8 protein-coding genes are annotated in these 11,413 nt (G+C 74.7%); 2 read left to right on the forward strand and 6 right to left on the reverse strand.

Annotated elements, in window-relative coordinates; genetic code table 11:
• Positions 1-104: 104 nt before the first annotated feature.
• The 3 genes from OO57_RS36090 to trpS all read right to left on the reverse strand — a co-directional run bounded on the left by OO57_RS36090 (position 105) and on the right by trpS (position 3,020).
• Positions 105-824: a nucleoside/nucleotide kinase family protein gene (locus OO57_RS36090; RefSeq protein WP_051778697.1), complete on the reverse strand. Its 720-nt coding sequence runs from the start codon at positions 822-824 to the stop codon at positions 105-107.
• Between the two features lie 10 nt (positions 825-834).
• Positions 835-1,764: a S66 peptidase family protein gene (locus OO57_RS36095; RefSeq protein ID WP_033257035.1), complete on the reverse strand. Its 930-nt coding sequence runs from the start codon at positions 1,762-1,764 to the stop codon at positions 835-837.
• Positions 1,765-1,931: 167 nt separating this feature from the next.
• A complete protein-coding gene (gene trpS, locus OO57_RS36100; protein ID WP_033257036.1) occupies positions 1,932-3,020 on the reverse strand; it encodes a tryptophan--tRNA ligase in 1,089 nt (362 codons plus the stop codon).
• A 312-nt stretch (positions 3,021-3,332) separates the two neighbouring features.
• Between trpS and OO57_RS44990 the strand changes: the two genes are divergently transcribed.
• Positions 3,333-4,052, forward strand: a complete 720-nt coding sequence (locus tag OO57_RS44990; RefSeq protein ID WP_033257037.1) for a hypothetical protein — start codon at positions 3,333-3,335, stop codon at positions 4,050-4,052.
• 41 nt (positions 4,053-4,093) lie between these two features.
• Here OO57_RS44990 and OO57_RS36110 read toward each other — a convergent pair whose 3' ends face one another.
• Positions 4,094-4,615, reverse strand: a complete 522-nt coding sequence (locus OO57_RS36110) for an NUDIX hydrolase (protein ID WP_033257038.1) — start codon at positions 4,613-4,615, stop codon at positions 4,094-4,096.
• Positions 4,616-4,749: 134 nt separating this feature from the next.
• On the opposite strand from OO57_RS36110, the gene OO57_RS36115 reads away from it, so the two are divergent.
• Positions 4,750-5,673, forward strand: coding sequence for an ATP-grasp domain-containing protein (locus OO57_RS36115; RefSeq protein ID WP_033257039.1), 924 nt, complete (start codon positions 4,750-4,752; stop codon positions 5,671-5,673).
• Here the strand turns inward: OO57_RS36115 and OO57_RS36120 are convergent.
• The gene (locus OO57_RS36120; protein ID WP_051778698.1) at positions 5,607-7,094 is read right to left on the reverse strand and encodes an MFS transporter; all 1,488 of its coding nucleotides are present in this window, start codon (positions 7,092-7,094) and stop codon (positions 5,607-5,609) included. The genes OO57_RS36115 and OO57_RS36120 overlap by 67 nt on opposite strands.
• Before the next feature lie 336 nt (positions 7,095-7,430).
• Positions 7,431-11,177 carry an ABC transporter ATP-binding protein gene (locus OO57_RS36125; protein ID WP_033257040.1) on the reverse strand — a complete coding sequence of 1,249 codons (3,747 nt, stop codon included), beginning with the start codon at positions 11,175-11,177 and terminating at the stop codon, positions 7,431-7,433.
• Positions 11,178-11,413 lie beyond the last annotated feature (236 nt).

The raw sequence follows: 11,413 nt of genomic DNA on the forward strand, positions 1-11,413 counted from the left end.
CGACCCGTCACGGATCAGCTAGCTGGTTTTCCAAGGGATTGGCCACCCCGGGACCGTCCACACAGATGCGTGTCCGGTGCTCCCTGCCGAGCGACCAGTCGACACTACGCCGATCGACGGGCGGATGCAAACTCGCCCGGGCGGACCACCCAGTCGCAGGCCTCGCGGCTGCTCTCCACCTGGGTGGCGTTGGGGCGGTCGTTGCTGTCGATGCGTCGGCGGGCGGCCGCGTGGTCCTGGCCGCCGGCGGTGTGGCGGGTGAGCAGGCGGGTGTCGCGGGTGCTCTCGTCCGCGTCGACGTACCAGAGTTCGCGCAGTAGGGCCCGGGCGTCCGTCCACGGCGGGGTGGGGGTGGCGAGGTAGTTGCCCTCGGTGATGACGAGGCGGGTGTGGGGGCGGATGAGGTGGCGGGCGGCGACCGGTTCGTCGAGGGCACGGTCGAAGTCGGGGGCGTAGACGTCGTGGAAGCGGTCGGTGGTGACGCGCTGGAGGAGGGCGAGGTAGCCGTGGACGTCGAAGGTCTCGGGGGCGCCCTTGCGGGGGCGGAGACCGAGGTGGTCGAGCTGGGCGTTGGAGAGGTGGAAGCCGTCGAGCGGGAGGAGGGCTGCGGTGTCGGGGCCTTCGCGGTGGTTGATCTCGTCGACCAGGAGGCGCGCGAGGGTGGACTTTCCGGCGGCGGGCGGCCCGGCCAGGCCGAGGAGGACGCGGCCGGTACCGCTGCCGGGGCCGCGGAGCAGGCCGAGGGCTCGGGTCACCACCTGTTCCGCCGGGGCGGCGGGCTGCTCGGCGGCGGGGGTGGTGCTGGGGGTGCCTTCGGCGTGCATGGCTCGCACCCTACGCGCCGGTAGGGCTGCTGAGAACAGGTGCGTCGAGGATGAGCGTGCCGGCGTCGGCGTCGAGGGTGGCGGGGACGCCGAGCGGGACGGTGATCGAGGACGGGCAGTGGCCGAAGCCGAGTTCCCACAGGACGGGCACGCCGAGTCCGCCGAAGTGGTCGAGCATCACGGCGCGCACGCCGTCGGGTGGACCGCAGCCGTCCCAGGAGCCGAGGACCACCCCCGCCACCCCGTCCAGGGCGCCGCTGCGGCGGAGCTGGGTGAGGATCCGGTCGAGTTGGTAGGGCTGCTCGTTGACGTCCTCCAGGAGGAGCAGCCCACCGGCGAAGGACGGGCGGGCGCCGGGGGTGCCGCGGTCGGCCGCGAGCAGGGAGGCGCAGCCGCCCATCAGGACGCCGCGCGCCCGCCCGGGGACGAGGGCGGTGGCGTCGGGGCCGGTGAGGACGGTGGTGCCGGCGGGTTCGAAGAGGGTGCGGCGCAGGTGTTCGGCGGTGGCGGCGTCGGTGCTGAAGACGGTGGTGCCGGGCATCGGGCCGTAGAGGGTGGGGATGCCGAGCCGTTGGGTGACGGCCTCGTGCAGGACGGTGACGTCGCTGAAGCCGACGAGGGGTTTCGGCTCGGCGGCGCGCATCGCGTCCCAGTCGAGGAGGTCGACCATCCGGTGGGCGCCGAAGCCGCCGCGGGCGCAGAGGACGGCGTCGATGTCGGGGTCGAGCCAGGCGGCCTGGAAGTCCGCGGCGCGGTGGGCGTCGGTGCCGGCCAGGTGCGACAGCGTGGGGTGGGTGTCGTGGAGGTGCGGGGGGACGACCACGTCCAGGCCCCAGGAGCGGAGGATGTCGGTGCCGAGGGCGAGTCGGTCGGGGTCGATGGCACCGCTGGTGGCGGCGAGGGCGACCCGGTCGCCGGGGCGGAGCGGGCGCAGGGGCATCCGGTACTCCTTCGGGAGCGCGAGCGTGGGGTGGGGGCTGAGGCGGAGGTGGGGGGCGGAAGGCGGTCGGCCGCGGTGGCACTGCTCCGCCGTTCCGCCGTTCCGCTCGTTCCGTCTGCTGACGGTATCCCCCGTCCGGGAACGGTCCACCCCCGGCGGGGGCCGCGCTAGAAGGTGCCCATGGCGGCGCGCACCTCGGTGAGGGTCCGGTCGGCGACGGCGTTGGCGCGGGCGTTCCCGGCGTGCAGGACTTCGCGCAGGACGGTGCGGTCGGCGGCGAGTTCGGCGCGGCGGGCCCGCAGGGGGCGGAAGTACTCGTTGACCGCCTCGGTGGCGGTGCGCTTGAGGAGGGCGGCTCCGCCGTTGCCGATCTCCGCGGCGACGGCGTGCGGGTCGCGGTCCTGGCAGAGCGCGGTGAGCAGCAGGAGGTTGGAGACGCCGGGGCGGTGCTCGGGGTCGTAGGTGATGTGGCGGTCGGGGTCGGTGACGGCGCCGCGGAGCAGCCGGGCGGTCTCGTCCGCGGTGGCGCCGAGGGTGACGGCGTTGCCCCGGCTCTTGCTCATCTTGCCGCCGTCGGTGCCCAGGAGCAGGGGGGCGCGGGAGAGCAGGGCCTGCGGTTCGGGGAAGAGGGTGGTGTAGCGGTCGTTGAAGCGGCGGGCGATGGTGCGGGTGACTTCCAGGTGGGGCAGTTGGTCCTGGCCGACCGGGACGAGGTCGGCCTTGCAGAACAGGATGTCGGCGGCCTGGTGGACGGGGTAGGTGAACATCAGCCCGCTGACGGCGGACTGCCGGGAGTGGGCGATCTCGTCCTTGACGGTGGGGTTGCGGGAGAGCTCGGCGACGCTGACCAGGCTGAGGAAGGGCAGCAGCAGTTGGTTGAGGGCGGGGACGGCGCTGTGGGTGAAGATCGTGGCGCGCTCCGGGTCGACCCCGGCGGCCAGGTAGTCGAGGACCAGGTCCTCCGCGTGCTCGGCGGGGCGGTCGGCGCGGTCCCGGTCGGTGATCGCCTGGTAGTCGGGGATCACGATCATCAACTCGAGCCCTCGGGACTGGAGTTCGACGCGGTTGCGGAGCGTCCCGAAGTAGTGGCCGAGGTGCAGCGGGCCGGTGGGGCGGTCGCCGGTCAGGATGCGGTGGTGGCCTGCGGCGGTGGCGGCGACCAGCGGGTTCGCGGTGCTCCCGGCGGGGGTGCGGTCGGTGGTGAGGGCAGTGACAGTGGTGGCGGCAGTGACGGTGGTGGCGGCTTCGGCGGTCATGGCGGAGGGTGCTCCTCGGTTGCGGTCGCTGGCCGCCCGCCGAGGTCCGCCCTGGGTCCGTCCGAAGTGGTCGCGCCGGGGCCGCCCTTGCGGACGGCCCTGGGGTCATGCGTGGGGACCGGCCGTCCTAGGACGGCCACCAGCACAGGCATGACGTGGGGGACATGCCACCACCCTAGCCCGGTGCCCCGGCCCCGCAACGGGTTTACCCTCCGCGGACGGGAACCGTCGGATGTGTGCGCACGTCCCTTGGCCCGACGCGCACCGGTGGTGCAGGATCGGGCGAGCTCAGATTCCGGAGGGGCAACAGCCATGACCTCGCTCGACCAGAACGCCTCTGACCGACCGCACGCGGACGCCAACCGCCGTGCGGTGAAGGCGGGTTCGGCGGACGGCTCGGCAGGCGGTTCGGCGTCGGAGGGCACGTCGGAGGGCGCCGCGGCGAACGCGAACGCGGGCGCGAGCGTGGGTGCGGGTGCGGGTACGGGTACGGGTGCGCCCGGGGCGGCGGTCGAGTGGTCGTCGGGGGTCTGGAGCGTCGGCGAGATGGCGTCGCGGGCGCGTCCGCAGCGGCGGCCCGCGCCTTCGCGGCGGCTGAGCCAGGTGCGGGCGGTGCCGTCGGCCGGGCACCGGGCGGTGGCGGAGGAGGCCGCGGCCGGGGCGGAGGGTGTGCCGGTGGACCTGGTGGGGGTGCCGATGGGGGTCCTGATCGGCGGGTCGCCCGGGTTGGCTGAGGGAGTCGGTCCGGGTGGGCGGGCTCCGGACCGCCGGGTGTCGGCGCAGTTGCTGCGGTTCGGTTCCGGCACCTGCCAGGTGGTGCTGCCGGAGTGGCGGTCGGCCATCGCGGTGTCGGTGCCCACCGAGCAGTTGCAGCGTTCGACCGGGTTGTCCCCGGAGGAGCTGCGGTCCGCCCTGCTGTCGGTGGTGATCAACCCGGAGGCGGTGCACGACCGGGAGTTGGGGATGCGCGACTGGCAGGCCGAGCTGCCGTCGGCGCGCGGACGTCGGCGGGGTCGGCGCCCGGTCCGCTGAACCGGACGGGAGTGGGGTGGGGCGGGGCGGGCCGGGGGGGGTCAGTTACCCGCGGTCGGGGCGGTGTTGGGCACGTGGCCGAGATGGACGGGGACGATCGGGCCGGGTGCCGCGGTGCGGAGCCCGGCGAGCAGGGTGGACAGGTTCGGCGGCCAGGTCGGGTCGGCGTCGGGTGCGGCGAGTTCGTCCGGCGTCCACCAGCGCCAGCCGAGGATGCCGTCGACCCGGTGGACCTCCGCGACGTTCTCCGGTTCGCGCCGCGGGCCGTGGGTCAGGAAGATGTGCTCGTGCTGGCGGACCGGGGTGCCGTGCCAGGTGAAGTCGTGCTCCCAGGTGCAGACGAGCGGGCCCGGCCGGAGGTCGGTCCAGCCGGTTTCCTCGTGCAGCTCCCGGAGGGCGCCCTCGATCGGGGACTCGCCCCGCTCGATCCCGCCGCCCGGGGCGTTCCAGTGGACCCCGACCTCGGAGTTGTCGGACCTGAACAGGAACACCTCGCCCTCGGGGGAGAGCACCAGCGTCCGCGCCGCCCGGCGGGGGCGCCGTTCGCCGACGGGCCTGCGCACACTCGTGATCCATCGCACGTGCCCAACCCTCGCAGAGCCGCGGAGGGGTGTCGATCGGGTTTTCGGGCGGAACGACGTGCCGGGGCAAGGGGTTTCCGGGCTCTCCACCGATCGGTGGACCTAATCTGAGCCGCATGGTCGAACCCGCCGTCATCCTTCCGTCCGACCCGCTCCTCCCCCGCCGGGTGGACCCGCACTTCGCCTGGGAGGCCGGGGCGCTCCGGGCGGTGGGCGGCAGCCACGTCCTGCTCGACCACGACGCGCTGCTCGCCGGGGACGTCGCGGCCGCGGTCCACCGGATCCCGGCCGGTCCGGGGCCGCTCTGGTACCGGGGCTGGATGGTCCCCACCGCCCGGTACGCCGAACTCGCCGAGGCCCTGGCGGACCGCGGCCGCCCCCTGCTGACCGGGCCGGACGCGTACGCGACCGCCCACGAACTGCCCGGCTGGTACCGGACGTTCGAGCCGCTGACCCCGGCCAGCAGCTGGCTGCCCGGCCCGGGTTGGAGCCGGAGCGCGCTGGCCGCGGCGGCCGCGGAACTGGGCGGGCGGGGGCCCGCGGTGGTGAAGGACTACGTGAAGTCCCGCAAGCACGAGTGGGCCGAGGCCTGCTACGTGCCCGACCTCGCCGACCTCGACGCGCTGGAGCGGGTCGCGTCGCGCTTCGCCGAACTGCAGGGCGAGTTCCTGGCGGGCGGGCTGGTGGTGCGCCGCTTCGAGCCGTTCGCCCGGGCCGCGGACGGGCGGGCGGAGGAGGCCCGGGTCTGGTGGCTGGACGGCGAGGCGGTGCTGGTCGGCCCGCACCCCGACAGCCCGGCGGTCCGGGTGCAGCCGGAGCTGTCGGCCGTCCGCCCGTTGGTCCGGCGGCTGGGGTGCCGCTTCGTCACCACCGACCTTGCCCGCAGCACCGGAGCGGGCACGGCGGGCACGGCGGACGGGGCAGGCGCGGCGGACGGGGCCGAGCGGTGGCGGGTGGTGGAGGTCGGGGACGGTCAGGTCAGCGAACTGCCCTCCGGGGCGGACGTCGAGGCGCTGTTCCGGGCGCTGCTGAAGGCGTAGCCGGAGGCGTGGTCCGGGCGGGCGGTGCGACCGTCCGGGTGGGCGTCCGGGTGGGCGTTCGGGTGGCTGCTCGGGTGGGCGTTCGGGTGGGCGTTCGGCACCGGTCGGCGCTGCCCGGGGACGCGGGCGGCCGGTCGGGTGGTCGGGTGGGTGGCGAGGTGGGCGGTGGCGGGCCTGGTGCCGGTGCGCCGTCGGCCGACGGCGCGGCGCCGGGTCGGCCTGCCGGGTACGCGCCGCGACGCGGTCGGGCGGTGGGCCCCGCGGGCCCGGGCGGCCAGGGTCAGCGGCCCGGCGCTGGCCAGCAGCAGGGCGGCGAGCACCGCGCCCGTCCCCGGGTAGCCGAGACCGGTCGCCAGGGTGGTGCCGACCAGCGGCCCGCAGGCGGTGCCGAGGGCGGCGGCCGCGGAGGTCTGGACGGCGCGGCGGCCGCCGGGGTCGAGGGCGGCGGCGAGGCCGAGCAGGTGGCTGAGCACCAGCGGGTACAGCAGGTTCCACAGCAGCTCGCCCGCGGTGAAGGCGGACGGGCCGTGGGCGGTGCCGGTCAGCAGGACGCAACCGGCGATCACCAGGGTGCCGAGCCCGATCGGGGCCGCACGGCCGGTCCTGGTGCCGAGCGCGCCCGCGGCGGTCACGCCCAGCAGGCCGCCGAGCAGCGCCAGCGCGAACACCAGGCCGAGGGCGCTCTCCCCCAGCCCGGCCTGGCGGTGGCCGAGTTGGCCGCTGATGCCCCAGAGCGCGTTCTGCGCCATCGACCAGAACGGGACGGCCAGGACGAGCGCGGCCGATCGGGTCCACCGGGCCCGCGTCCGGGCGCCGGGTGCGGCCGGGGCGCTGCGCCCCGGCCCGCGGTCCCGCTCCGGGCCGGTGCTGTCGTTCCTGCCGGTACTGCCGTTCCGGGAGGCGGCGACCAGGGCGGCCAGGACCGCCAGGGCTGCCAGGGCGAGCGCGGAGAAGGGTGCGGCCGGACCGCTGCCGAGGTGCGGGAGCAGCAGGTAGAGGGCGGCCGCGGTGCCCGAGGTGGCGAACAGGGCGCGGACGGTGGTGCGGTGCGGGTCGGACGCGCCGGCCAGTGCCGTGGTGGCGACGGCGGTGGTGGCGCCCGCGCCGAGCCCGGCCAGTGCCAGGGCCGTGGTGAGCAGCGGGAGTTGCGGACCGGTGGCGGCGAGCGCACAGCCGAGCCCGAGCAGGCCGAGGCCGGTGCGCGCGGTGCGGCCCGGGCCGAGGGCGGCGACCCGCCCGGCGAGCAGCAGCGCGACGGTGGCGGACGCGAGCAGCAGGGTGCTGCCGAGGGCTCCGGCCCGCGCGGGGGTCAGGCCCGCGCCGCCGGTGAGGCTGCCCACCAGGGTGGGCAGCAGGTAGGCGGGGAGTTGGCCGACCGCGTAGAGGGCGACCGGGGGCGGCGCGGACGCGCGTGTGCGCATGGGCGTGGCCTCTCGACCTGGTGACGGGGTGGTGCTCCCGTCCCCTCCGATCGGTCGCCCGTTCTGTGTACCAGGAGGCCGCCGCCGGTGGTGACCGGTGGCCGAGTCGCAACCGGTGAGCGGCCCAGTTGCGTCCCGAGCGAGACAGCTCCGTGATCGAACGGCCCTTTCCCGGCAAGGCCGACGGCCGCGCTCCGCGCACGGTGCTGGTCCGTGGCGGCGCGCGGCCGTCGGCCCCGGCGCCAGGACGTCGGGCCCGCGCTGTCCCGCCGCGGTCCGCCGCCGTCCGCTGCCGGGGCCGTCCGGGGTGCAGCCGGGGGGGTTCAGCCGGGAGGGTCAGCCGAGGGCCGGTGTCGGGTGCCCCTCCGCGATGAAGGCGTTCCACAGCTTGGCGTAGGCGCCGTCGCGGTCGAGAAGTTCGGCGTGGGTGCCGTCCTCCACTATGCGGCCGTGGTCGAGGACGACGATCCGGTCGGCCCGTTCGGCGGTGGTGAGCCGGTGGGCGATGACCAGGGTGGTGCGTCCGCCGCTGAGCCGGTCGGCGGCGTGGTTGACGGCGGCTTCGGTGGCGAGGTCGAGTGCGGCGGTGGCCTCGTCGAGGAGCAGGATGTCGGGGTCGACCAGTTCGGCGCGGGCGAGGGCGATGAGCTGGCGCTGCCCGGCGGAGAGGTTGCGGCCGCGGGGCGCGACCCGGTGCCCGTAGCCGCCGGTCAGCCGGGTGATCATGTCGTGGGCGCCGACCGCCTTGGCGGCCGCTTCGACCTCGGCGTCGCTCGCCCCGGGGCGCCCGTAGGCGATGGCGTCCCGGACCGTTCCCGCGAAGAGGTACGCCTCCTGCGGGACGACGCCGAGCCGGTGCCGGTACCCGTCCAGGTCGTAGCTGGTGAGGTCGGTGCCGTCCACCTGGAGGGTGCCGCCGGTGGCGTCGTAGAACCGGGCGACCAGTTTGACCAGGGTCGACTTGCCCGCTCCGGTCTCGCCGACCAGGGCGACGGTCTGGCCGGACGGGATGTGCAGGTCGATGCCGGAGAGCACGTCGGGGTTGCCCGTGCCGCCCCCGTTGTAGGCGAAGCTGACGTTCCGGAAGTCGATCTCGCCGCGCAGCGCGCCGACCGGGACGGGGTGCTCGGCCTGGGGCGTGCTGGTGGGGGTGCGCAGCAGGTCGCGGATCCGGCCGAGGCCGACGGCGGCCTGCTGGTAGCCGTCGAAGATCTGCGAGAGCTGGTTGACGGGCGCGAAGAACAGGTCGATGTACAGCAGGTAGGCGACCAGGGCGCCGATGGTGAGGGTGCCGTCGTCGACCCGGGAGGCTCCGGCGATCAGCACCAGGGCGGAGGCGACGCTGGAGAGGAACTGCACGAACGGGAAGTACAGCGAGATGTAGAGCTGTGCCTTGGCCCGGGCGTGCCGGTAGGCGAGGCCCCGCTCGACGAACCGGTCGGTGTTGGCGTCCTGGCGGCGGAAGGCCTGGACGATCCGCATGCCCGCGACGTTCTCCTGCAGGTCCGCGTTGACGGTGCTGATCAGGTCGCGGGAGACCTGGTACTGCTGGGCGGACTTCTTGCGGAACACCAGCGTGGCGATGACCAGCGGCGGGAGCACCGCGAAGACCACCAGGGCGAGGCCGGGGTCAATCACGATCAGGGCGGCGAAGATGCCGAAGAAGGTGAGGACGCTGACCACGGCGGTGACCACGCCGGTCTGCAGGAAGGAGGAGATGGAGTCGACGTCGGTGGTCATCCGCGTCATGATCCGGCCGGTCAGCTCCCGCTCGTAGTAGTCGAGGCCGAGCCGGTTGAGGTGCGCGAAGATCTTCAGCCGCAGCGTGTAGAGGACGCGTTCGCCGGTGCGGCCGGAGACCCGGCTCTCGGTAGCCTGCACCAGCCAGTCGAGCAGGACCACGGCGAGGGCCAGCAGGGAGGCGACCGCGACGCCGCCGAGGGCCGCCTTGCTGACGCCGTCGTCGATGCCGTGCCGGATCAGGACCGGGAGGGTGAGCCCGGCCGCGGTGTCCACCGCGACCAGGAGCAGCGCGAGCAGCAGGGGGCGGCGGAACGGGGCGAGCAGCCGGGCGAGGCCGAACCGGGGGTCGGCGGCCTCGGCCCGTTCGACCGGGACTCCGGGGGTGTCGGTCGCGGGCGCCAGTGCGGCGACCTTGGCGAGCAGTTCGGCGTCGGCCCCCGGCTTCTCGTCGGCCGCGCTGCCGGTGGTGGCGGTACCGGTGGCGGCAGTGGCGGTGGCGGTGGCCCGCTCGGGCCCGGTGGACTCGCCGGTCGGGGCCGGGGCCGGGGCCGCCAGGGCGTCTGGGTCGGTGATGAGCGACCGGTAGCGGGGACATCGGGCGGTGAGTTCCTCGTGCGTACCGAGGTCGATCAGCCGGCCCGCCTCCAGGACGGCGATCCGGTCGGCGAGCTGCAGGGTGGAGCGGCGGTGGGCGATCAGCAGGGTGGTGCGACCGGCCATCACGCTGTGCAGCGCGTCGTGGATCTCCGCCTCGATCTGCGGGTCCACCGCGGAGGTGGCGTCGTCGAGCAGCAGGATGCGCGGGTCGGTGAGGACGGCCCGGGCGAGCGCGATGCGCTGGCGCTGGCCGCCGGAGAGGGTGAGGCCCTGTTCGCCGACCTTGGTGTCGTAGCCGTCGGGGAGCTCCCGGATGAAGCCGTCGGCCTGGGCGACCCGGGCGGCGGCCTCGATCTGCTCCTCGGTGGCGTCCGGGTGCCCGTAGGCGATGTTGGTGCGGACGCTCTCGGAGAACAGGAAGCTCTCCTCGGGCACGATGCCGATGGCGGCGCGCACCGAGTCGAGGGTGGCCTCGCGGACGTCCTGCCCGAACAGCCGGACCGTGCCGGAGCTGGGGTCGTAGAAGCGGGGCACGAGCTGGGCGACGGTGGACTTGCCGGAGCCGGAGGCGCCGACCAGGGCCAGCGTCTCCCCCTGGGCGAGCCGCAGGCTGAGCCCCTCCAGCACCGGGACGCCGTCGGGGACGCTGCCCGGCTCGGGGTGCTCCTCGGCGCGGTAGTGGAAGTCGACCCGGTCGAGCTCCAGCGCGGGGGTGCCGGGCGGTGCGGCGCCCGGGTCGAGCGGGCGGGCGCCGGCCACGTCGGCGACCAGCGGGCGCTGGTCGACCAGCTGCAGGACGCGCTCGACCCCGGCGCGGGCCTGCTGGCCGACGGTGATCACCATGGCGAGCATCCGGACCGGGCCGGTCATCTGCGCCAGGTAGGTGGAGAAGGCGACGAAGGTGCCGAGCGTGACGTCTCCCCGGACGGCGAGCCAGCCGCCGACGGCGAGCACCGCGACCTGCCCGAGCGCGGGGACGGCCTGCATGGCCGGGGTGTAGCGGGCGTTCAGCTTGATCGACCGCAGCCGGGCCGCGAACAGCTCGCGCGAGGCGCGCTCCAGCTTGCCGCGCTCCTGCGCCTCCTGGCCGAAGCCCTTGACCACCCGGACCCCGCCGATCGCGGCGTCCACCACGCCCGCGACCTCGGCGGCCTGCTGCTGGGCGGCCCAGGTCGCGGGGAAGAGCCGCTTGCGGCTGAGCGTGGCCAGCCACCACAGGGCCGGGCCCATCACCAGGGCGATCAGGGTGAGCGGCGGGGAGAGCCAGAGCATGACGGCCAGCGACATGACGAACATCAGGCCGTAGCCCGTCATCATCGGCAGCATCGAGAGCAGCCCGTTGACGAGCTGCAGGTCGGAGGTGGCCCGGCCGACCACCTGGCCGGTGTCCAACCTGTCCTGCCGGTGCCCGTCGAGCCTGGTCAGCGAGCGGAACAGGTCGGCCCGCATGTCGTGCTGGACGTCCAGCGCGAGCTGACCGCCGTAGTAGCGCCGGACTTGGGTGCAGAGGAACACCACCGCCGCCGCGACCAGCAGCAGCACCGCCCACGGAGTGAGCGGACGGCTGTGCGCGGTGATCACGTCGTCGATGATCACCTTGGTGATGAGCGGGACGATCGTGGTGACCGCCATGCCCACCAGGGACGCCCCGAAGGACAGCAGCAGGTTGCGGCGGTAGCGCCAGCAGTAGCCGCCGAGCCGGCGGAGCCAGCTCCGCTCTGGGAAACCATGAGTCTCGGGCATATTTAGTGATGCTAACCATTCGGCCGGTTGGGCGTCCATCGGGTTTGAGGGCGCACGGAAGGCTGAACGACCTCGGGCCGAGCTTCCTTCCCGTCTACAGGTTGCCCGCGCCGCGCGGTGGTGCGCCTCCTGCGATCGGCTAGACGAGTAGTTCCGAAGTGGGTCAGTGGTCGTAGGCGATGAGTGATCGGGTGACGGGTTGGCCGGTGGTGCGGTTGTGCCAGATCGCGCAGGTC

The sequence above is a fragment of the Kitasatospora phosalacinea genome, assembly GCF_000717185.1.
GTDB classification, from domain to species: Bacteria; Actinomycetota; Actinomycetes; order Streptomycetales; family Streptomycetaceae; genus Kitasatospora; species Kitasatospora phosalacinea_A.

Excerpts from the sequence above, each read along its gene's own strand:
- OO57_RS36125 (WP_033257040.1), bottom strand. The coding sequence starts at position 11,177 with ATGCCCGAGACTCATGGTTTCCCAGAGCGGAGCTGGCTCCGCCGGCTC.
- OO57_RS36115 (WP_033257039.1), top strand. The coding sequence starts at position 4,750 with ATGGTCGAACCCGCCGTCATCCTTCCGTCCGACCCGCTCCTCCCCCGC.
- OO57_RS36120 (WP_051778698.1), bottom strand. The coding sequence starts at position 7,094 with ATGCGCACACGCGCGTCCGCGCCGCCCCCGGTCGCCCTCTACGCGGTC.
- OO57_RS44990 (WP_033257037.1), top strand. The coding sequence starts at position 3,333 with ATGACCTCGCTCGACCAGAACGCCTCTGACCGACCGCACGCGGACGCC.
- trpS (WP_033257036.1), bottom strand. The coding sequence starts at position 3,020 with ATGACCGCCGAAGCCGCCACCACCGTCACTGCCGCCACCACTGTCACT.
- OO57_RS36095 (WP_033257035.1), bottom strand. The coding sequence starts at position 1,764 with ATGCCCCTGCGCCCGCTCCGCCCCGGCGACCGGGTCGCCCTCGCCGCC.
- OO57_RS36090 (WP_051778697.1), bottom strand. The coding sequence starts at position 824 with ATGCACGCCGAAGGCACCCCCAGCACCACCCCCGCCGCCGAGCAGCCC.